The following is a 20,006-nucleotide window of genomic DNA, read 5'->3' on the forward strand; positions in this document are numbered from 1 at the left end:
TACGCCCCGGTGGTCACGGGCCTCAGGAGGAGGGTTCGCCCCCGCGCGGCGCCTGCCGGGGCAGCTCCAGGGCGGGTGCCCCCGCCGAGTGCCGGTACTCGCGGACGGCGCTCGTCCGTGACACCACCCGTCCCCGGTGCACCACCAGCCGGCTGTAGCCCAGCGAGAGCACCCCGGCCACTCCGCCCCCGCGGATCGCCAGCAGTTCGGCCGGGAACCCGGCCTCCACCCGGACCTCCGGCAGCCCCATCGCCTCCCGTGCCCGCCCGCTCACCGCCTCGTACGCCTGGTCGGGGGGCAGTTCGCCGCGCGAGGCGAGCAGGAACGCGGCCTCCAGCGGGTCGCCGCGGCCGACCGGGTTGGCGGCGTCCCGGACCGCCCCGCTGCCGGCCGCGACCCGCACACCGGCGGCGCGCAGCAGCCGTACGGGCGCGGCGTGCGAGACGCGGTAGCGGCTGCGGGCGGTGGCCCCGCAGTCGCCCTGCGGCAGGCACACCACCGTCACACCGGCGGCGGCCAGCTGCTCGGCGGCCCGGACGGCGGTCTCCCGGGGGAGCCGGGCCAGGCCGCCGCACGGGCCGAGGGTGACGGCCGGGCGCAGGCCGCCGGCCATCGCGGCGATCCGGGCCAGCCGGGGCGGGTCGTCGGCGTCGGTGTGCAGGTCCACCGCGCAGCCGTGCTCGGCGGCGATCCGCAGGACGGCCTCCACGTAGCCGGTCGGGTCCGGGTCCAGGTCGGGGCAGCCGCCGACGGCGGTGGCGCCCATCTTGACCGCGTCCCGGAGCATGGCGAGACCGTCGGCCCCGGCGAGGCCGGTGAGCAGCCCGGGGACGGCGACGGCCGTGAGGTCGGTGAGGTCGCGCAGGACGCGGCGGGCGGCCAGGACGCCCTCCAGCGCCCGCAGGCCGTGCACGTCGCCGACGCGGACGTGCGAGCGGACGGCGGTGGCGCCGTGGCCGAGCTGGAGCAGCGCCGCCTCGGTGGCGCGCCGCTGGACGTCCTCGACGCCGTCCGGGACCGGGCCCGCGAGGTCGGCGGTGAGCGCGGTGTCGCCGTGCGCGTGCGGTTCGGCCGGGGCCGGCAGCAGCAGGTAGCCGTGGAGGTCGCAGCGGACGCCGGGGGCGAGGCTGCCCGCCGTGCCGACGGCCTCGACGCGCCCGCCGCTCAGCCGGACGTCCACCACGCGGCCGTCGGCGAGGTGGGCGCCGCAGAGGACCAGGGGCTTCTCGCCGGGACCGCCGCCGCCCGGGGAGCCGGGCGGGGAGCTCGCGTCGCCGTCGGGGTTCCTCGCGGGCTGCGGCTGCTGGTTGTCGGGCATCGCGCTCCCTACGGTCCGGGGCATTCGCGCAGCGTGATCCCGAGCCTAGGCCGCGGGGGGAGCGGGTTCGAGCAGGCGGCGGCGCGCTGCGAATAGTCGTACCGGCGGAGGCGCCCCGGTGTGGTCCTACGGGGGCGGGGTGCGGCCGGTGCGGTGCTGGTGGGCGGCTGTGGCGCGGCTCCGGGCCGGGCTCCGGACGCCGTCCCGGGCCTCCGCCCGGGGGTGCTCCGGTACGGATTTCACCTTCGGCCGCAGAGCGTGTAATGTCTTCCTCGCTCGCCCCAATAGCTCAGTCGGCAGAGCGTCTCCATGGTAAGGAGAAGGTCAACGGTTCGATTCCGTTTTGGGGCTCTGGTGTGAGGGGTCTCCCCGTCTTCGGACGGGGGGACACCCCCCGCATCAAAGCGGCGTAGCTCAGTCGGTAGAGCAAGCGGCTCATAATCGCTGTGTCACCGGTTCAAGTCCGGTCGCCGCTACCCACAGTAGCCGATTGCGGGGTCGGTCCTCCGATCGGCTACTCTTGTCTGCGTTAATCCGTCCATCCGTCAAGGAGCACTCACGTGGCTGCCACCGACGTCCGCCCGAAGATCACGCTGGCCTGCGTGGAGTGCAAGGAGCGGAACTACATCACCAAGAAGAACCGGCGCAACGACCCGGACCGTCTTGAGATGAAGAAGCACTGCCCGCGTTGCAACGCGCACACCGCGCACCGCGAAACGCGATAGCGCACAGTCGTTCATGAGGCCGTCCCCGATTTCTGGGGGCGGCCTCATGGCGTATCCCCACCCAGGAGGTGCCGAGCCGATGGCGCTCGACCAGTCCTTCGTCGGACGGACCTATCCGGCCACCGCCCCTTATGAGGTCGGCCGCGAGAAGATCCGTGAATTCGCCGAGGCCATCGGCGACGAGAACCCGGCGTACACCGACGCCGAGGCCGCCAAGGCGCTCGGCCACCCGGATGTGATCGCCCCGCCGACCTTTGTGTTCGCCATCACTTACCGGGCCGCCGGCCAGGTGATCGAGGACCCGCAGCTGGGGCTGGACTACAGCCGCGTCGTCCACGGCGATCAGAAGTTCACCTACACCCGCCCGGTCCGCGCGGGTGACCGGCTGACGGTCACCTCCACCATCGAGGCGATCAAGTCGATGGCGGGCAACGATCTGCTGACCATCCGGGGCGACGTCCACGACGAGCACGGCGAGCACGTGGTGACCGCCCACACGATGCTGGTGGCCCGTGGCCCCGAGGCCGCCGGGGAAGGGGAGGCGTGATGACCGCCAAGGTCTCCTACGACGACGTCGAGGTCGGCACGGAGCTGCCGGTGCGCGAGTTCCCTGTGAACCGCGCCACGCTGGTGCGCTACGCGGGCGCCTCCGGCGACTTCAACCCGATCCACTGGAACGAGCGGTTCGCCAAGGAGGTCGGGCTCCCGGACGTGATCGCGCACGGCATGTTCACCATGGCCGAGGCGGTCCGCGTGATCACCGACTGGGCCGGCGACCCGGGCGCGGTGGCCGAGTACGGGGTGCGCTTCACCAAGCCGGTCGTCGTCCCGGACGACGACGAGGGCGCGGTCATCGAGGTCAGCGGCAAGGTCGCGGCCAAGCTGGACGACGAGGCGCGGACCGTGCGCGTGGACCTGCTGGTGCGCAGCGCGGGGCAGCGGGTGCTCGGCATGCCGCGGGCCGTCGTGCGGCTGGCCTGAGGTCCTCGGGGCGGCCCAGGGGGCGGCGTCCGCCGTCCTGGGGCCGCCCCGGTCTTGGGGTTGCGAAGTTAGTTATCGACCACTAATCTTCCCCTCATGGTCAGGATGAGTGCGGAGGAGCGGCGCGAGAGCGTCGTCCGGGCGGCGGTCGCCGAGTTCGCCCGCGGCGGCTACCACGGCACCTCGACGGAGACGATCGCCCGCCGGGTGGGCGTGTCGCAGCCGTACCTCTTCCGCCTCTTCCCGGGCAAGCAGGCGATCTTCCTCGCCGCGGTCGACGCGTGCCAGGAGAAGATCATCCGCACCTTCGAGGAGGCCGCCGACGGCGTGCCGCCGGAGGGGGTCGTGAAGGCGATGGGCCTGGCCTACGAAGCCCTCATCGCCCGCGACAAGGAGACGCTGCTGATGCTCATGCAGATGTGCGTCGCCGTCGCCTCCGCCGAGGCGGCGGGCGACATGGAGTTCGGCCGCCCGATCCGGGCGGGCTGGGAGCGGCTCACCGATCAGGTCCGCCTGGCGCTGGGGGGCGACCCGGAGCAGACGGCCCGGTTTATGGCCCACGGGATGCTCATCAACTCGCTGGTCTCGCTGGGCTTCCCGCCCGAGCACCGGGTGTGGGACGGGCTGCCGCCCTCCCGGCGCGGCTGACCCGGCACGCCACCGGATTCACCGGCCCTCCAGGCCGGTTTTCTTCCGCCGCCGAAAGTTAGTGACCGATAAATAAGCAGGGGGAGAAGTGGAACAACAAGCCTCACGACGCGCCGTCTGGGCCCTCGTCGCCTCGGGCGCGGCCGGCTTCATGGCCGCGCTCGACAACCTCGTCGTCACCACCGCGCTGCCGACCCTCCGCCGGGACCTCGGCGGTTCGCTCGAAGACCTCGAATGGACGGTCAGCGCCTACACGCTCACCTACGCGGTCCTGCTGATGTTCGGCGCCGCGCTCGGCGACCGGTTCGGCCGCCGCAGGTTCTTCGGCATCGGCATCGCGCTGTTCACCGCCGCCTCCGCGGCCGCCGCGCTGTCGTCCGGCATCGACACGCTCATCGCCTTCCGGGCCGTCCAGGGCGTCGGCGCCGCGATCATGACGCCGCTGAGCCTCACCCTGCTGACCGCCGCCACCCCGCCCGAACGGCGCGGCACGGCCTTCGGCATCTGGGGCGCCATCAACGGCCTCGCCGTCGCCACCGGCCCGCTCATCGGCGGCGGACTCACCGAGCACATCTCCTGGCACTGGATCTTCTGGCTCAACGTCCCGATCGGGCTGCTCCTCCTCCCGATCGTCCGGTTCCGCGTCGCCGAGTCCCGCACGCCGGACGCCCGGCTCGACATCCTCGGCACGGTCCTCGTCAGCGGCGGCCTCTTCGGCGTCGTCTTCGCCGTCGTCAACGTCAACACGTACGGCTGGACGAGCGGCCGGGTGCTCACCGGACTCGTCGTGGGAGCCCTGCTGCTCGCCGCCTTCGTCCGGCACGGCATCACCCACCACAAGCCCATGCTGCCCATGCGCCTCTTCCGCAACCGGGCCTTCAGTGGCGTCAACGCGGCCGGGCTGCTGATGTTCTTCGGCATGTTCGGCTCGATCTTCCTGCTCAGCCAGTTCCTGCAGGGCGTCGGCGGCTACTCGCCCACCGAGGCGGGCCTGCGCATGCTGCCCTGGACCGGGGCCTCACTGATCGTCGCCCCGCTCGCGGGCCGGCTCGCCGACCGGGTCGGCGGGCGCATCGTGGTCGTCTGGGGCCTCATCTGCCAGGCGACCGGACTCGCCTACTACGCCCTGGTCCTCGCCACCGACCTCTCCTACCCGGCCCAGCTGCCCGCCCTGATCCTCAACGGCGTCGGCATGGCCCTCTTCTTCGCCCCCTCCTCCGCGCTCGCCATGTCCTCGGTGGGCCCCGCCGAGCAGGGCATCGTCTCCGGGACGAACAGTGCGCTGCGCGAGGTCGGCGGGGCGTTCGGGGTCGCCGTCCTCGGCTCGGTCTTCTCCGCGAACGGCGGGTTCGGATCGCCCCAGGCGGTCGTGGACGGCACCACGCCGGCGCTGTGGATCGGCGCCGCGGGCGTCGCCCTCGCGGCGCTGGCCGCGGCCCTCATCCCGCGGCGCGGACGGCCCGCGGCCGTGGGGGCGGGCACGGCGCGGGCGACGGAAACGGTGGACGGGCGCGAGGCGGCGCCGGCCGGCCGGTAGCGCCTCCTCGGGCCGCGAGCCGCCCGGGCCGCCGTTCCGGGCGGCCCGGGCGCCGCGCGTCGCGGCGGACACCGCCGACGGCCGTCCCGCCCGTGTGCCCGGGATGCCCACGGCGCGGGAACCGACGCCGCGCCCTCGCCGGCGGGCACCGGCGTCTTCCTGACGCCGCCGGGGGCGCCCCCGACCGGTGTCACCCGTCGGCCGGGCCGCCCACCGCGCGGACGCCGGCCTCCCGGCCCCTCGGGGCGCGCTCAGGGCCGGCCCCCACGGGAGGGCGCCGACGCCGGGCCGGCCCGGGCCGAGCGAGGCCGGACCGGGCCGCCACGCCACGTCCCCGTACCCTTGTCGCCGTGCAGGAACTCCACGACACCCCCCTCGCCCCCCTGACCACCTTCCGTCTCGGTGGCCCCGCGACCCGTCTGGTCACGGCCGTCACCGACGAGGAAGTGATCGCGACCGTGCGCGAGGCCGAAGCCTCCGGGACGCCGCTGCTGATCATCGGCGGCGGCAGCAACCTCGTGATCTCAGACAAGGGCTTCGACGGCGTCGCCCTGCGCATCGCCACCGCCGGATTCTCGCTCCGGGGCACCGGCCTGGAGCTCGCCGCCGGCGAGAACTGGTCCGACGCCGTCGCCCGCACCGTCGAGGCCGGGCTCGCCGGCATCGAGTGCATGGCCGGCATCCCCGGCTCGGCCGGCGCCACCCCGATCCAGAACGTGGGCGCCTACGGCCAGGAGGTCTCCTCCGTCATCACCGAGGTCGTCGCCTACGACCGCCGGACCGGCGAGACCGTCGTCCTGCCGAACGCCGAGTGCGGCTTCTCCTACCGGCACAGCCGCTTCAAGGAGGACCCCTCCCGCTACGTCGTCCTGCGCGTCCGCTTCGCCCTGGAGGACGCGGGCGGCCTCTCCGCGCCCATCAAGTACCCCGAGACCGCCCGCACCCTCGGCGTCGAGGCCGGGGACCGCGTCCCCGCCGCCACCGCCCGCGAGACCGTGCTGCGGCTGCGCGCCGGCAAGGGCATGGTGCTCGACCCCGAGGACCACGACACCTGGTCCGCCGGGTCGTTCTTCACCAACCCCGTGCTCACGGCCGAGCAGCACGCGGCCTTCCTGGCCCGGGCGGCGGAGCGGCTCGGGGCGGACGTCGTCCCGCCGGCCTACCCGGCGGGAGACGGGCTGGTGAAGACGTCTGCCGCCTGGCTGATCGACAAGGCGGGGTTCGGGAAGGGGTACGGGTCCGGGCCCGCGCGGATCTCGACCAAGCACACGCTGGCCCTGACGAACCGGGGATCGGCCACGACGGAGGATCTGCTGGCGCTCGCCCGGGAGGTGCGGGACGGGGTCCGGGAGGCTTTTGGGGTGACCCTGGTGAACGAGCCGGTGACGGTGGGCGTCAGCCTTTAACCCCGTAGGGGCTTGGGGCGGGAGGGGTTGCCCCGGTCCCGCCCCTTCCCGTTTCTCGCGGGGGCTGCGCCCCCACACCCCCGAAGCACGCTTCGCGTGCTGTCCTCAAACGCCGGACGGGCTGGATTCAGGCCGTCGGGCCTGCCAGCCACGCCTCCACGCCCGCCAGCAGCCGCCCCTTCACATCCGCCGGCGCCACCGACCCCCGGATCGACTGGCGGGCCAGTTCCGCCAGTTCCTCGTCCGTGAAGCCGTGGTGTTCGCGGGCGAGCTGGTACTGGGCGGCGATGCGCGATCCGAAGAGGAGGGGGTCGTCGGCGCCGAGGGCCATGGGGACGCCGGCCTCGAAGAGGGTGCGCAGCGGGACGTCCGCGGGCTTCTCGTAGACGCCGAGGGCCACGTTCGACGACGGGCAGACCTCGCACGTCACGCCGCGTTCCGCCAGCTTGCGCAGCAGCCGCGGGTCCTCGGCCGCCCGTACCCCGTGGCCCACCCGGCCCGCGCGCAGGTCGTCCAGGCAGTCGCGGACGCTCGCCGGGCCCGACAGCTCGCCGCCGTGCGGCGCGGCCAGCAGGCCGCCTTCGCGGGCGATCTCGAAGGCGCGGTCGAAGTCCCGGGCGAAGCCGCGCCGCTCGTCGTTGGAGAGGCCGAAGCCGACCACGCCCTTGTCGGCGTAGCGCACCGCGAGCCGGGCCAGGGTGCGGGCGTCCAGGGGGTGCTTCATCCGGTTCGCGGCCACCAGGACCCGTATCCCGAGGCCGGTGTCACGGGACGCGGTCTCCACGGCGTCCAGGATGATCTCCAGCGCGGGGATCAGCCCGCCCAGCCGGGGCGCGTACGAGGTGGGGTCGACCTGGATCTCCAGCCACCCGGAGCCGTCCCGGACGTCCTCCTCGGCGGCCTCGCGCACCAGCCGCCGGATGTCGTCGGGGGAGCGCAGGCAGGAGCGCGCGATGTCGTACAGCCGCTGGAACCGGAACCAGCCGCGCTCGTCCGTCGCCCGCAGTCTCGGGGGCTCGCCGCCGCTCAGCGCCTCCGGCAGGTGCACGCCGTACTTGTCGGCCAGCTCCAGCAGCGTCGAGGGACGCATCGAGCCGGTGAAGTGCAGGTGCAGGTGGGCCTTCGGCAGCAGACGGACGTCGCGAACGTTCTCCATTCAGGGATCCTGCCGCATCGACCCGGTCGACCGGAAGGGCGTTTCCCTGAAGGGGGAAGCGCCCGAAAGCGAGATCGACCGGGCCGTCGCGTCCGTCCGTCGCGTCAGTCGCGCGCCTCGGCCAGCAGCTTCTGGATCCGCGAGACGCCCTCCGCCAGGTCCTCGTCGCCCAGCGCGTACGAGAGCCGCAGGTAGCCCGGCGTGCCGAACGCCTCGCCCGGGACGACCGCGACCTCGGCCTCCTCCAGGATCAGCGCCGCCAGCTCCACCGAGGTGGCCGGCCGCTTGCCGCGGATCTCCTTGCCGAGCAGCGCCTTGACCGACGGGTACGCGTAGAACGCGCCCTCCGGCTCCGGGCAGACGACGCCGTCGATCTCATTGAGCATGCGCACGATCGTGCGGCGGCGGCGGTCGAAGGCGACCTTCATCTCCTCGACGGCCGTCAGGTCGCCGGCGATGGCGGCCAGCGCGGCGCGCTGCGCGACGTTGCTCACGTTGGAGGTGGCGTGCGACTGGAGGTTGGTCGCGGCCTTCACCACGTCCTGCGGGCCGACGATCCACCCCACGCGCCAGCCCGTCATGGCGTACGTCTTGGCGACGCCGTTGACGACGATGCACTTGTCGCGCAGCTCCGGCACCACCACCGGCAGGGAGCAGAACTCGGCGTCGCCGTAGACGAGGTGCTCGTAGATCTCGTCCGTCAGCACCCACAGGCCGTGCTCCGCCGCCCAGCGGCCGATCTCCTCGACCTGGGCGCGCGAGTAGACCGCGCCGGTCGGGTTGGAGGGGGAGACGAACAGCAGCACCTTGGTGCGCTCGGTGCGGGCCGCCTCCAGCTGCTCGACGGAGACCCGGTAGCCGGTCGTCTCGTCGGCCACGACGTCCACCGGGACACCGCCGGCGAGGCGGATGGACTCGGGGTACGTGGTCCAGTACGGCGCCGGGACGATCACCTCGTCACCCGGGTCGAGGATCGCCGCGAACGCCTCGTAGATGGCCTGCTTGCCGCCGTTGGTGACGAGCACCTGGGACGCCTCGACCTCGTAGCCCGAGTCGCGCAGCGTCTTGGCGGCGATGGCGGCCTTCAGCTCGGGGAGGCCGCCGGCCGGGGTGTAGCGGTGGTTCTTCGGGTCGCGGCACGCCTCGACGGCGGCCTCGACGATGTAGTCCGGGGTGGGGAAGTCCGGCTCGCCCGCGCCGAAGCCGATCACCGGGCGCCCGGCCGCCTTGAGGGCCTTGGCCTTGGCGTCCACGGCGAGCGTCGCGGACTCGGAGATCGACCCGATGCGGGTGGAGACCCGGCGGTCGGTGGGTGCCTGAGCGGCGGGGAAGGGAGCGGTGGCATCGGTCATACAGGCATCGTCGCAGAACCGGCGGGGACCGGGGGTGGCGGTTCCAGGGAACGGAACGGGCGGTCCACGGGGCGGCCGAGCACCTGCCCGGAAGTCGGATGGAATCCCGGATTCCGGAGCTTTTCCCACGACGGCGGCGGTATCTGTTCGACGGCGGCCCCCGAACCACGTACACTCATGCGTCGTTGGCCCCTCACAGGCGAATCCGTACCGGACACATCGTGCGGTCGAGCGGATGCGGTACGTTGGGGGAACCACAAAGGGTCGTAGCTCAATTGGTAGAGCACTGGTCTCCAAAACCAGCGGTTGGGGGTTCAAGTCCCTTCGGCCCTGCTACACGCATCGTCACCGAGGTGCGTGCGTACGCACTGATGCACCGCCGTGCGGCTCCACCGGGCGCGGCACGGCCACGACCCGGATTCAGGTGAGGACGTAGTGACGGAAGCCCTTGGCTCCACCGCGACGCCTGAGAGCGGTCGTCCCGAGGACGAGGTCGCCGTCAAGAAGCGCCGCGGCGGCAAGCGCGGCAAGAAGGGCCCGCTCGGGCGGATGGCGCTGTTCTACCGCCAGGTCGTCGCGGAGCTCCGCAAGGTCGTCTGGCCCACGCGTGGCCAGCTCTCGACGTACACCTCCGTGGTGATCGTCTTCGTCGTCATCGTCATTGGTCTCGTGACCGTGATTGACTATGGGTTCAGCAACGCCGTCAAGTACGTCTTCGGCTGAGCCCGCCCGCGCGCCAAGGCGGTCGCCTCCGGGAGGGTTCCGGAGAGCCGCCTTTTCGCACGTTCCACCCCTTGAAGCCAGGAAGAAGCAGCCACGTGTCTGACCCGAACCTGAACGACGCCGTCGAGCCCGTCGAGGCGGCAGAGGCCGACGTGGACGCGGCTGTCTCGGCCGAGGTCGAGGGCGACGCTGCGACCGCTGACGACACCGGGCGCGAGCCCGCCGCCGACGCCGAGGGTGTCGAAGAGGCCGACGAGGCCGATGAGACCGCCGTGGCCGAGGAGCCGGAGGCCGACGCGGACGAGGCCGAGGAGGCCGAGCCCGCCGAGGAGGCCGCCCCGGTGGACCCCGTCGCCGCGCTCCGCGAGGAGCTGCGCGGGCTGCCCGGCGAGTGGTACGTCATCCACACCTACGCCGGTTACGAGAACCGCGTGAAGACCAACCTCGAGCAGCGCGCCGTCTCGCTGAACGTCGAGGACTACATCTTCCAGGCCGAGGTGCCGCAGGAAGAGGTCGTCCAGATCAAGAACGGCGACCGCCGCACCGTGCGCCAGAACAAGCTCCCCGGCTACGTGCTGGTGCGCATGGACCTGACGAACGAGTCGTGGGGCGTCGTCCGGAACACCCCGGGCGTCACCGGCTTCGTGGGCAACGCCTACGACCCGTACCCGCTGACCCTGGACGAGATCGTCAAGATGCTCGCCCCGGAGGCCGAGGAGAAGGCCGCCAAGGAGGCCGCCGAGGCCGAGGGCCGTCCGGCCCCCAGCCGCAAGGTCGAGGTCCAGGTGCTGGACTTCGAGGTCGGCGACTCGGTCACCGTCACCGACGGCCCGTTCGCGACGCTCCAGGCGACGATCAACGAGATCAACGCCGACTCGAAGAAGGTCAAGGGCCTCGTCGAGATCTTCGGCCGCGAGACCCCGGTCGAGCTGAGCTTCGACCAGATCCAGAAGAACTGATCTTCTGGCCGTACGCTTCCGAACAGGTCGGGTCGCCCCGCGAGGGGCGGCCTGACCTCTCGGTTTTTGGGCCGGCCACGTTACCCGTTATCGTGGTGCGGTATGCCTGCGCGCAGTGTGTCGTGGGCAGAAAACTCTCACTAGGACCCGGAGAGAGCAATGCCTCCCAAGAAGAAGAAGGTCACGGGGCTTATCAAGCTCCAGATCCAGGCCGGTGCCGCCAACCCGGCTCCGCCGGTCGGCCCGGCGCTGGGTCAGCACGGCGTCAACATCATGGAGTTCTGCAAGGCCTACAACGCCGCGACCGAGTCGCAGCGTGGCATGGTCGTGCCGGTGGAGATCACGGTCTACGAGGACCGTTCCTTCACCTTCGTCACCAAGACTCCGCCGGCCGCGAAGCTGATCCTCAAGGCCGCGGGCGTGGACAAGGGCTCCGGCGAGCCGCACAAGACCAAGGTCGCCAAGATCACGCGTGACCAGGTCCGTGACATCGCCACCACCAAGATGCCCGACCTGAACGCCAACGACCTGGACGCCGCCGAGAAGATCATCGCCGGCACCGCCCGTTCCATGGGCATCACGGTCGAGGGCTGATCGTTCCCGCCCCTTAGGCACCCCGTGGAAGGGCCAGCGCTGGCCCGCACCACGACTCCATTCACCACTGAGGAGTTTCAGTGAAGCGCAGCAAGACTCTTCGCAACGCGGACGCGAAGATCGACCGGGAGCGCCTGTACGCCCCGCTCGAGGCCGTCCGTCTGGCGAAGGACACCTCCGGCACCAAGTTCGACGGCACCGTCGAGGTCGCCCTGCGTCTGGGCGTCGACCCGCGCAAGGCGGACCAGATGGTCCGTGGCACCGTGAACCTTCCGCACGGCACCGGTAAGACCGCCCGGGTCCTGGTCTTCGCGACCGGCGACCGTGCCGAGGCCGCGCGTGCCGCGGGCGCCGACATCGTCGGCGCCGACGAGCTCATCGACGAGGTCGCCAAGGGCCGTCTGGACTTCGACGCCGTCGTCGCCACCCCGGACCTCATGGGCAAGGTCGGCCGCCTCGGCCGCGTGCTCGGTCCCCGTGGTCTGATGCCGAACCCGAAGACCGGCACGGTCACCCCGGACACGGCCAAGGCCGTGACCGAGATCAAGGGCGGCAAGATCGAGTTCCGTGTCGACAAGCACGCGAACCTGCACTTCATCATCGGCAAGACGTCGTTCGACGAGAAGTCGCTGATCGAGAACTACAGCGCCGCGCTCGAGGAGATCCTCCGCCTCAAGCCGTCCGCCGCCAAGGGCCGCTACGTCAAGAAGGCGACCCTGTCGACCACCATGGGCCCCGGCATCCCGCTGGACCCGAACCGCACCCGCAACCTCCTCGTCGAGGACGAGACCGTCTGAGAGACGTTCTCGCACCGCGTGTGACCGCGTGTGTTCAGGGGCCGGCCCCCGCATCCCTCCCGGATGCGGGGGCCGGCCTCTTTCCGTTCCCCCTCGTCCTGCTGTCCGACCGCTGCGTTATCGTCGAGCGAACGAACGTGCAAGAGGTCTCCAAAAAGGTGGGGGATATGTCCAAGTCCACGATCCGTCGCGTCGGTATCTCGCTTTCCGCCGCCGCGATTCTCGTCGGTGCCGTCGCGTGTGACTCCGACGACAAGAAGGACGACAAGAGCGCGCCGCAGAGCCAGTCGAAGAGCGAGCCGAAGAACGACGGCCGGAGCCCCGTCCAGGCCCTGCAGGCGGCGTTCAAGAAGACCAGCGCGGCGAAGTCGGCCAAGGTTCACATGACCATGGAAATGCCGGCCGGCGCGACGCCGGGCGCGCCTTCCGGACCGATGGTGATGGACGGCGTTCAGGGCTGGAACCCCACCGTCGTGGACATGGCGGTCAGCGGCGCGGCCCTGGCCGGCAAGGACGGCCCCGGCGCCACTCGCATGATCATGCTGAACAACGTGATGTACATGCAGATGCCGGCCAAGGCCATGGAATCCGCGCCCGCCGAAATGCGCGGCAAGAAGTGGATGAAGATCGATGTCGCCGCGGCCGCCAAGGAGTCGGGCAACCCCGCCCTGCAGAAGCAGCTGACGGGGAACATGAACGACATGAACCAGGACCCGGCCAAGCAGATGGCCGTCCTGCTCGACTCGCCGAACCTGAAGCACCTCGGTGCGGAAAAGGTGAACGGCGTCGACGCCCAGCACTACAAGGGCACCCTGACCGTCGAAGAGATGATCAAGGGCAACGAGTCCACCAAGCTCATGGACCCCAAGGACCGTGAGCAGCTGCTGGAGAACGTCAAGAAGGCCGGCATCAAGAGCTACGACATGGAGTTCTGGCTCAACAACGAGGACCTGCCGGTCAAGATGACCGTCGGCATGGACAGCGCGCAGGGGAAGATCAAGATCGCCGCGGACTACAAGGACTACGGCGCCAAGGCCGACGTCCAGGCGCCGCCCGCCGGTGAGACCCTCGACCTCATGGAGATGATGAAGGGCCTGAAGGACGGCTCCGCCGCCGGTTCGGGCGCCGGTGCGTAAATCCGGGTGATTCTCACCAAGGGCGTATTTGACGGCCCCTGTTCCCTGTCCGGGGAGCGGGGGTCGTTAATTGTGTACCGCCCTTGGGCTACCGGAGGGTATTGTCACCGGAGTTCGCAAAGTTTTGCGAAAGAAATCGTCATGCCCACTGGGAAGAGATCATGAAGAACATGCACCGCAAGGCCGCCGGGGCCCTGCTCGCGGGCGCCCTGCTGTGCGGTACGGCCGCCTGCTCCTCGGATTCCTCGGACGCCGAGAAGAAGAACGACTCCAAGGCGGCCGGGAAGTCCACCCAGAAGCCGGTGGACGCCACCTTCGCGGCGGCCGTGGAACGGGCCGCGAAGAAGAACGAGACGATCACGTCGCTGCGGTACTCGATGAGCGGTGAAATGCCCGAGAACGGGCACGTCGAGACCGCGGCGTCGATGAACGTGAAGCCCCTGGCCATGCAGATGAAGATGAAGGTCAAGGGCTCCTCCGCGGATGAGAGCGGGGAAATGGAGGTCCGTCTCGTCGACGGCGCCGTGTATCTCAGCGCCAAGGGGCAGAAGACCGAGGGCGGCAAGTCCTGGATCAAGATGCCCAACGTGGGCGCCGGAAAGGGTCCCGGCGGCGCGGACAACCCGTTCGGCACGCGCACCCAGGCCGAGCAGAACCCCATGGACGACTCCGCCTCCATGAGCGCCTCGAAGGACCTGGAGAAGGTCGGCGAGGAGACCGTGGACGGCGTGAAGACGACCCACTACAAGGGCACCGTCACCATGGCCCAGATGCGCGAGAAGCTGGCGAAGAAGGACCCCGCCACCCGGGAGCGCCAGGAGGCCAAGCTCAAGGGCTTCGAGAAGCTCGGCGTCGACAAGTTCGCGATGGACATGTGGATCGACGGCCAGGACCACACGAAGCGGTTCCGCATGCGGTCCGCCACGCAGAAGGGCCCGCTGGACCTGACCATCAAGTTCCTCGACTACAACAAGCCGGTCGAGATCAAGGCGCCCCCGGCCGGTGACGTCATGGACCCGATGGCGGAGGCCGGGAAGGACTCCTAGGACCGGTCGGTCCGGGGCCGCCGCGGGAGCGATTTGCTTGACGGCGGCCCGGTCACGTAGTCTCAACCAGAAGCCAAAGACCGCTGGTCGTTGCTGCGCCTCCATCCGGAGGTGTGGTGGCCGAAGGATCCGCTAGCTGCGGGCGACCTGCGCAGGTGACTGTGGTTGAACTCCCGTGTGGACGTCTCGTTCATTCGGTCGAGTCACGCCCCGAGCGCCCGCGCCGGGGCGTTTCGTTTTGCCCAGGTCCCTTCTCGCGTCTATGCGGTCCTATTCACCCGGAAGGAGGCCGAGGCTCATGGCGAGGCCCGACAAGTCCGCCGCGGTTGCCGAGCTGACGGACAAGTTCCGCAGCTCCAACGCCGCCGTGCTGACCGAGTACCGCGGTCTCACCGTGGCGCAGCTCAAGACGCTGCGCCGTTCGCTCGGTGAGAACGCGCAGTACGCCGTGGTGAAGAACACGCTGACCAAGATCGCGGCTGGTGAGGCCGGGATCACGCTGGAGGACCAGCTCTTCGCTGGCCCGACGGCCGTCGCCTTCATCACCGGTGACCCGGTGGCGTCGGCGAAGGGTCTGCGTGACTTCGCCAAGGACAACCCGAATCTCATCATCAAGGGCGGTGTCCTTGACGGCAAGGCGCTGTCCGCCGATGAGATCAAGAAGCTTGCGGACCTCGAGTCCCGCGAGGTTCTGCTCAGCAAGCTGGCCGGTGCCATGAAGGGCAAGCAGTCGCAGGCTGCCTCGCTCTTCCAGGCGCTGCCGACGAAGTTCGTCCGCACCGCGGACGCGCTGCGCGCCAAGCTCGCCGAGCAGGGCGGTGCCGAGTAATTCGGCTCGCGCATTGACCGGCGCCACCCGGCACCGGTCGCAGCGGGCCGTACGCCCGCCGACATGTACATCCCGGCACCTGCCGATTTAGTGGAAGGACCGCCATCATGGCGAAGCTGTCCCAGGACGAGCTGCTCGCGCAGTTCGAGGAGATGACCCTCATCGAGCTCGCCGGCTTCGTTGCCGCGTTCGAGGAGAAGTTCGACGTCACCGCCGCCGCCGCCGCGCCGGTCATGGTCGCCGGTGCCGCTGGTGGCGCCGCCGCCGAGGCCGTCGAGGAGAAGGACGAGTTCGACGTCATCCTCACCGGCGCCGGTGACAAGAAGATCCAGGTCATCAAGGTCGTGCGTGAGCTGACCTCCCTCGGCCTGAAGGAGGCCAAGGACCTCGTCGACGGCACCCCGAAGCCCGTCCTCGAGAAGGTCGCCAAGGACGCCGCCGAGAAGGCCGCCGAGGCCCTCAAGGGCGCCGGCGCCTCCGTCGAGGTCAAGTGACCTCACGGGGTCCTCTGGACTCCCTTCTGATGTACGTCTGACGTACCTCTCGACGCCAAGGGCGATCACCCATGCGGGTGGTCGCCCTTCGGCGTACCCGGGAGGGCTGCAGCGCCGCGTCCCGGAGACGAGTATGGTGATCTTTGTTGCCCCGCGGCAGTGGTCCGGCCATGGTCGTTCCGGGCCGGTCCGGGCCCGGTCAGGGGCCGCTCGGCAGCCGGAGGGCCTTGACGAACGGGACGCCGCGCGCAATTCTCGGGACGCGGTGACTTTCGGAACTCCGCCGGTCCGGCGGCCGCTTGGGGCCGGTTCGGACCGAAGTTCCATTCGAGGCACCGTCCGAGGCATGGAACGCCGGCGGAGAGGGAAGTATCGTCCTGCGCTTCCGGGCGCGGCCGGCGGGCGGAGCCCCCGGCGCACCGGGTGCGCCGGGCAGGGCTCAGGCGGGCCCTGGCAAGCGCAGCGCAGACGGGCAAGGACAACAGGATCCCGGAGGGAGAGATTGGTATCGCACCGGTCTCGCGACATCCGCTCTGGACATCAGTGGGCCAAGTGGCTACACTGACCCTTTGCGCTGCCTGTTAGCTGCTCCCTGCCCGTCACCAGGGGCATGCCCACTGCCGAGCATCCTCGATGAATCCCCTCTGACCTGGGATTCTCTGTCGAAGCACGGGGTGGGACCGGTACGCGCGTAGTGAGTCCGAGCCCTCGGAAGGACCCCCTCTTGGCCGCCTCGCGCAACGCCTCGACCGCCAATACGAACAACGGCGCCAGCACTGCCCCGCTGCGCATCTCATTTGCGAAGATCAAGGAGCCTCTCGAGGTTCCGAACCTCCTTGCGCTGCAGACCGAGAGCTTCGACTGGCTGCTCGGCAACGCCGCCTGGAAGGCTCGCGTCGAGGCTGCGCTGGAGTCTGGTCAGGACGTCCCCACCAAGTCCGGTCTGGAGGAGATCTTCGAGGAGATCTCCCCGATCGAGGACTTCTCCGGGTCGATGTCGCTGACGTTCCGTGACCACCGCTTCGAGCCCCCGAAGAACTCGATCGACGAGTGCAAGGAGCGCGACTTCACGTACGCGGCCCCGCTCTTCGTCACCGCCGAGTTCACCAACAACGAGACCGGTGAGATCAAGTCCCAGACGGTCTTCATGGGCGACTTCCCGCTCATGACGCCCAAGGGCACCTTCTGCATCAACGGCACCGAGCGTGTCGTCGTCTCGCAGCTCGTCCGTTCTCCCGGTGTCTACTTCGACTCCGCCATCGACAAGACGTCCGACAAGGACATCTTCACGGCCAAGATCATCCCGTCCCGGGGTGCCTGGCTGGAGATGGAGGTCGACAAGCGCGACATGGTCGGCGTCCGCATCGACCGCAAGCGCAAGCAGTCCGTCACCGTGCTGCTCAAGGCTCTCGGCTGGACGACCGAGCAGATCCTCGAGGAGTTCGGCGAGTACGAGTCCATGCGCGCCACCCTGGAGAAGGACCACACCCAGGGCCAGGACGACGCGCTGCTCGACATCTACCGCAAGCTGCGTCCGGGCGAGCCGCCCACGCGTGAGGCCGCGCAGACGCTGCTCGAGAACCTCTACTTCAACCCGAAGCGCTACGACCTGGCGAAGGTCGGCCGCTACAAGGTCAACAAGAAGCTGGGCGCCGACGCCCCGCTCGACGCGGGTGTGCTCACCGTCGACGACGTCATCGCGACGATCAAGTACCTGGTGAAGCTGCACGCCGGCGAGCAGGAGACGATCGGCGAGAACGGCACCTCGATCGTCGTCGAGACCGACGACATCGACCACTTCGGCAACCGTCGTCTGCGCAACGTCGGTGAGCTCATTCAGAACCAGGTCCGCACGGGTCTGGCTCGTATGGAGCGTGTCGTCCGCGAGCGGATGACCACCCAGGACGTCGAGGCGATCACGCCGCAGACCCTGATCAACATCCGGCCGGTCGTCGCCTCCATCAAGGAGTTCTTCGGCACCAGCCAGCTGTCCCAGTTCATGGACCAGACCAACCCGCTGTCGGGTCTGACCCACAAGCGTCGTCTGTCGGCGCTGGGTCCGGGCGGTCTCTCCCGTGAGCGGGCCGGCTTCGAGGTCCGAGACGTCCACCCGTCGCACTACGGCCGCATGTGCCCGATCGAGACCCCCGAAGGCCCGAACATCGGTCTGATCGGCTCGCTCGCGTCCTACGGCCGCGTCAACGCGTTCGGTTTCGTCGAGACCCCGTACCGCAAGGTCGTCAACGGCGTCGTCACCGACGAGGTCGACTACCTGACGGCCGACGAGGAAGACCGCTTCGTCATCGCCCAGGCGAACGCGCCCCTCACCGAGGACATGCGCTACGCCGAGGCCCGCGTGCTGGTCCGCCGCCGTGGTGGCGAGATCGACTACATCGCCGGCGACGACGTCGACTACATGGACGTCTCCCCGCGCCAGATGGTGTCGGTCGCGACCGCGATGATCCCGTTCCTCGAGCACGACGACGCCAACCGCGCGCTCATGGGATCGAACATGATGCGCCAGGCCGTTCCGCTGATCAAGGCGGAGGCCCCGCTGGTCGGCACCGGCATGGAGTACCGCTGTGCGGTCGACGCCGGTGACGTCATCAAGGCCGAGAAGGACGGCGTGGTCCAGGAGATCTCCGCGGACTACGTCACGGTCGCCAACGACGACGGCACGTACAACACGTACCGCGTCGCGAAGTTCTCCCGCTCGAACCAGGGCACGTCCTTCAACCAGAAGGTCGTCGTCGACGAGGGCGCCCGCGTCGTCGCCGGCCAGGTGCTCGCCGACGGCCCGTCCACCGAGAACGGTGAGATGGCGCTCGGCAAGAACCTGCTCGTGGCGTTCATGCCGTGGGAGGGTCACAACTACGAGGACGCGATCATCCTGTCGCAGCGCCTCGTGCAGGACGACGTCCTCTCCTCGATCCACATCGAGGAGCACGAGGTCGACGCCCGTGACACCAAGCTCGGTCCGGAGGAGATCACCCGGGACATCCCGAACGTCTCCGAGGAGGTCCTCTCCGACCTCGACGAGCGCGGCATCATCCGGATCGGTGCCGAGGTCATCGGCGGCGACATCCTCGTCGGCAAGGTCACCCCGAAGGGTGAGACCGAGCTGACCCCCGAGGAGCGGCTGCTCCGCGCGATCTTCGGTGAGAAGGCGCGCGAGGTCCGTGACACCTCGCTGAAGGTCCCGCACGGCGAGATCGGCAAGGTCATCGGCGTCCGCGTCTTCGACCGCGAGGAGGGCGACGAGCTTCCGCCTGGCGTGAACCAGCTGGTCCGCGTCTACGTCGCCCAGAAGCGCAAGATCACCGACGGTGACAAGCTCGCCGGCCGTCACGGCAACAAGGGCGTCATCTCCAAGATCCTGCCGGTCGAGGACATGCCGTTCCTGGAGGACGGCACCCCGGTCGACATCATCCTCAACCCGCTGGGTGTCCCGTCCCGAATGAACCCGGGACAGGTCCTCGAGATCCACCTCGGCTGGCTCGCCAGCCAGGGCTGGAACGTCGAGGGCAGCGAGGAGTGGATGGAGCGCCTCAAGGCCATCGGCGCCGCCGAGGTCGCCCCGGGCACCAACGTCGCGACCCCGGTCTTCGACGGTGCCCGCGAGGACGAGCTGGCCGGCCTGTTCGAGCACACCGTGCCCAACCGCGACGGCGAGCGCATGGTGCTCCCGTCCGGCAAGGCCCGGCTGTTCGACGGCCGCTCCGGCGAGCCGTTCCCGGACCCGATCTCGGTCGGGTACATGTACATCCTCAAGCTCCACCACCTGGTCGACGACAAGCTGCACGCCCGTTCGACCGGTCCGTACTCCATGATCACCCAGCAGCCGCTGGGTGGTAAGGCTCAGTTCGGTGGCCAGCGCTTCGGTGAGATGGAGGTGTGGGCGCTGGAGGCTTACGGCGCCGCGTACGCCCTCCAGGAGCTGCTGACCATCAAGTCCGACGACGTCACCGGCCGAGTGAAGGTCTACGAGGCGATCGTCAAGGGCGAGAACATCCCCGAGCCCGGCATCCCCGAGTCCTTCAAGGTGCTCATCAAGGAGATGCAGTCCCTCTGCCTCAACGTGGAGGTGCTGTCCTCGGACGGTATGTCCATCGAGATGCGGGACACCGACGAGGACGTCTTCCGCGCGGCGGAGGAGCTCGGTATCGACCTGTCCCGGCGCGAGCCGAGCAGCGTCGAAGAGGTCTGACGGGTCTGACCGGGGCCTCCCTGTGAGGCCCCGGTCGTCCCCGGACCCCCAGACCACTGATGTAGAGCCCACACCTCGCTAGCGCGAGAGGGCACGAA

18 protein-coding genes and 3 tRNA genes are annotated in these 20,006 nt (G+C 69.9%); 18 read left to right on the plus strand and 3 right to left on the minus strand.

What is annotated here, in order from left to right:
- Window positions 1–22: 22 nt before the first annotated feature.
- The gene (locus tag K7I03_RS18280) at window positions 23–1,318 is read right to left on the minus strand and encodes an amidohydrolase family protein (RefSeq protein ID WP_185943987.1); all 1,296 of its coding nucleotides are present in this window, start codon (window positions 1,316–1,318) and stop codon (window positions 23–25) included.
- A gap of 278 nt (window positions 1,319–1,596) precedes the next feature.
- Here K7I03_RS18280 and K7I03_RS18285 point away from each other — a divergent pair.
- The 8 genes from K7I03_RS18285 (at window position 1,597) to K7I03_RS18320 (ending at window position 6,615) form a co-directional block, all read left to right on the plus strand.
- Window positions 1,597–1,669: transfer RNA gene (locus tag K7I03_RS18285), tRNA-Thr, on the plus strand.
- A gap of 52 nt (window positions 1,670–1,721) precedes the next feature.
- Window positions 1,722–1,794, plus strand: a tRNA-Met gene (locus K7I03_RS18290).
- Window positions 1,795–1,878: 84 nt separating this feature from the next.
- The gene (rpmG, locus tag K7I03_RS18295) at window positions 1,879–2,043 is read left to right on the plus strand and encodes a 50S ribosomal protein L33 (RefSeq protein WP_004571794.1); all 165 of its coding nucleotides are present in this window, start codon (window positions 1,879–1,881) and stop codon (window positions 2,041–2,043) included.
- Between the two features lie 79 nt (window positions 2,044–2,122).
- The gene (locus tag K7I03_RS18300; RefSeq protein ID WP_185943921.1) at window positions 2,123–2,590 is read left to right on the plus strand and encodes a MaoC family dehydratase N-terminal domain-containing protein; all 468 of its coding nucleotides are present in this window, start codon (window positions 2,123–2,125) and stop codon (window positions 2,588–2,590) included.
- The gene (locus K7I03_RS18305) at window positions 2,590–3,024 is read left to right on the plus strand and encodes a MaoC family dehydratase (RefSeq protein ID WP_185943922.1); all 435 of its coding nucleotides are present in this window, start codon (window positions 2,590–2,592) and stop codon (window positions 3,022–3,024) included. Before K7I03_RS18300 ends, K7I03_RS18305 begins: the two co-directional genes overlap by 1 nt.
- A gap of 96 nt (window positions 3,025–3,120) precedes the next feature.
- Window positions 3,121–3,672, plus strand: coding sequence for a TetR/AcrR family transcriptional regulator (locus tag K7I03_RS18310; protein ID WP_185943923.1), 552 nt, complete (start codon window positions 3,121–3,123; stop codon window positions 3,670–3,672).
- An 88-nt stretch (window positions 3,673–3,760) separates the two neighbouring features.
- Window positions 3,761–5,209 carry an MFS transporter gene (locus K7I03_RS18315; RefSeq protein ID WP_185943924.1) on the plus strand — a complete coding sequence of 483 codons (1,449 nt, stop codon included), beginning with the start codon at window positions 3,761–3,763 and terminating at the stop codon, window positions 5,207–5,209.
- Between the two features lie 350 nt (window positions 5,210–5,559).
- Complete coding sequence (locus tag K7I03_RS18320) at window positions 5,560–6,615, plus strand: UDP-N-acetylmuramate dehydrogenase (protein WP_185943925.1); 1,056 nt, start codon at window positions 5,560–5,562, stop codon at window positions 6,613–6,615.
- A gap of 127 nt (window positions 6,616–6,742) precedes the next feature.
- Here the strand turns inward: K7I03_RS18320 and K7I03_RS18325 are convergent, their stop codons facing one another.
- Both K7I03_RS18325 and K7I03_RS18330 read right to left on the minus strand, forming a co-directional pair.
- Window positions 6,743–7,771, minus strand: coding sequence for an adenosine deaminase (locus K7I03_RS18325; RefSeq protein WP_185943926.1), 1,029 nt, complete (start codon window positions 7,769–7,771; stop codon window positions 6,743–6,745).
- Window positions 7,772–7,875: 104 nt separating this feature from the next.
- Complete coding sequence (locus tag K7I03_RS18330; protein ID WP_185943927.1) at window positions 7,876–9,123, minus strand: pyridoxal phosphate-dependent aminotransferase; 1,248 nt, start codon at window positions 9,121–9,123, stop codon at window positions 7,876–7,878.
- A gap of 260 nt (window positions 9,124–9,383) precedes the next feature.
- Between K7I03_RS18330 and K7I03_RS18335 the strand changes: the two genes are divergently transcribed.
- From K7I03_RS18335 to rpoB, 10 genes are all read left to right on the plus strand, one after another.
- Window positions 9,384–9,456: transfer RNA gene (locus tag K7I03_RS18335), tRNA-Trp, on the plus strand.
- 102 nt (window positions 9,457–9,558) lie between these two features.
- Window positions 9,559–9,846 carry a preprotein translocase subunit SecE gene (gene secE / locus K7I03_RS18340; protein ID WP_004941601.1) on the plus strand — a complete coding sequence of 96 codons (288 nt, stop codon included), beginning with the start codon at window positions 9,559–9,561 and terminating at the stop codon, window positions 9,844–9,846.
- Between the two features lie 95 nt (window positions 9,847–9,941).
- Window positions 9,942–10,805, plus strand: coding sequence for a transcription termination/antitermination protein NusG (nusG, locus tag K7I03_RS18345; RefSeq protein WP_185943928.1), 864 nt, complete (start codon window positions 9,942–9,944; stop codon window positions 10,803–10,805).
- Window positions 10,806–10,964: 159 nt separating this feature from the next.
- The gene (gene rplK, locus K7I03_RS18350; protein ID WP_004941595.1) at window positions 10,965–11,399 is read left to right on the plus strand and encodes a 50S ribosomal protein L11; all 435 of its coding nucleotides are present in this window, start codon (window positions 10,965–10,967) and stop codon (window positions 11,397–11,399) included.
- Between the two features lie 80 nt (window positions 11,400–11,479).
- On the plus strand, window positions 11,480–12,196 hold the full coding sequence (gene rplA / locus K7I03_RS18355) for a 50S ribosomal protein L1 (protein ID WP_171167545.1): 717 nt from the start codon (window positions 11,480–11,482) through the stop codon (window positions 12,194–12,196).
- Window positions 12,197–12,363: 167 nt separating this feature from the next.
- Window positions 12,364–13,332, plus strand: coding sequence for a hypothetical protein (locus K7I03_RS18360; protein ID WP_185943929.1), 969 nt, complete (start codon window positions 12,364–12,366; stop codon window positions 13,330–13,332).
- Window positions 13,333–13,493: 161 nt separating this feature from the next.
- Window positions 13,494–14,378 carry a LolA-like protein gene (locus tag K7I03_RS18365; RefSeq protein ID WP_185943930.1) on the plus strand — a complete coding sequence of 295 codons (885 nt, stop codon included), beginning with the start codon at window positions 13,494–13,496 and terminating at the stop codon, window positions 14,376–14,378.
- A gap of 298 nt (window positions 14,379–14,676) precedes the next feature.
- Window positions 14,677–15,207: a 50S ribosomal protein L10 gene (rplJ, locus tag K7I03_RS18370; protein ID WP_185943931.1), complete on the plus strand. Its 531-nt coding sequence runs from the start codon at window positions 14,677–14,679 to the stop codon at window positions 15,205–15,207.
- A 107-nt stretch (window positions 15,208–15,314) separates the two neighbouring features.
- Window positions 15,315–15,701: a 50S ribosomal protein L7/L12 gene (gene rplL, locus K7I03_RS18375; RefSeq protein ID WP_185943932.1), complete on the plus strand. Its 387-nt coding sequence runs from the start codon at window positions 15,315–15,317 to the stop codon at window positions 15,699–15,701.
- Window positions 15,702–16,425: 724 nt separating this feature from the next.
- The gene (rpoB, locus tag K7I03_RS18380; protein WP_185943933.1) at window positions 16,426–19,908 is read left to right on the plus strand and encodes a DNA-directed RNA polymerase subunit beta; all 3,483 of its coding nucleotides are present in this window, start codon (window positions 16,426–16,428) and stop codon (window positions 19,906–19,908) included.
- Window positions 19,909–20,006: the final 98 nt, after the last annotated feature.

The sequence above is a fragment of the Streptomyces mobaraensis genome, from assembly GCF_020099395.1.
GTDB lineage: Bacteria > Actinomycetota > Actinomycetes > Streptomycetales > Streptomycetaceae > Streptomyces.

What these genes read in the sequence shown, in the direction of transcription:
- rplJ (WP_185943931.1), top strand. Translation starts at nt 14,677, where the DNA reads ATGGCGAGGCCCGACAAGTCCGCCGCGGTTGCCGAGCTGACGGACAAG.
- K7I03_RS18300 (WP_185943921.1), top strand. Translation starts at nt 2,123, where the DNA reads ATGGCGCTCGACCAGTCCTTCGTCGGACGGACCTATCCGGCCACCGCC.
- K7I03_RS18365 (WP_185943930.1), top strand. Translation starts at nt 13,494, where the DNA reads ATGAAGAACATGCACCGCAAGGCCGCCGGGGCCCTGCTCGCGGGCGCC.
- K7I03_RS18325 (WP_185943926.1), bottom strand. Translation starts at nt 7,771, where the DNA reads ATGGAGAACGTTCGCGACGTCCGTCTGCTGCCGAAGGCCCACCTGCAC.
- K7I03_RS18310 (WP_185943923.1), top strand. Translation starts at nt 3,121, where the DNA reads ATGGTCAGGATGAGTGCGGAGGAGCGGCGCGAGAGCGTCGTCCGGGCG.
- K7I03_RS18330 (WP_185943927.1), bottom strand. Translation starts at nt 9,123, where the DNA reads ATGACCGATGCCACCGCTCCCTTCCCCGCCGCTCAGGCACCCACCGAC.
- rplK (WP_004941595.1), top strand. Translation starts at nt 10,965, where the DNA reads ATGCCTCCCAAGAAGAAGAAGGTCACGGGGCTTATCAAGCTCCAGATC.
- K7I03_RS18280 (WP_185943987.1), bottom strand. Translation starts at nt 1,318, where the DNA reads ATGCCCGACAACCAGCAGCCGCAGCCCGCGAGGAACCCCGACGGCGAC.
- K7I03_RS18305 (WP_185943922.1), top strand. Translation starts at nt 2,590, where the DNA reads ATGACCGCCAAGGTCTCCTACGACGACGTCGAGGTCGGCACGGAGCTG.
- rplL (WP_185943932.1), top strand. Translation starts at nt 15,315, where the DNA reads ATGGCGAAGCTGTCCCAGGACGAGCTGCTCGCGCAGTTCGAGGAGATG.
- K7I03_RS18360 (WP_185943929.1), top strand. Translation starts at nt 12,364, where the DNA reads ATGTCCAAGTCCACGATCCGTCGCGTCGGTATCTCGCTTTCCGCCGCC.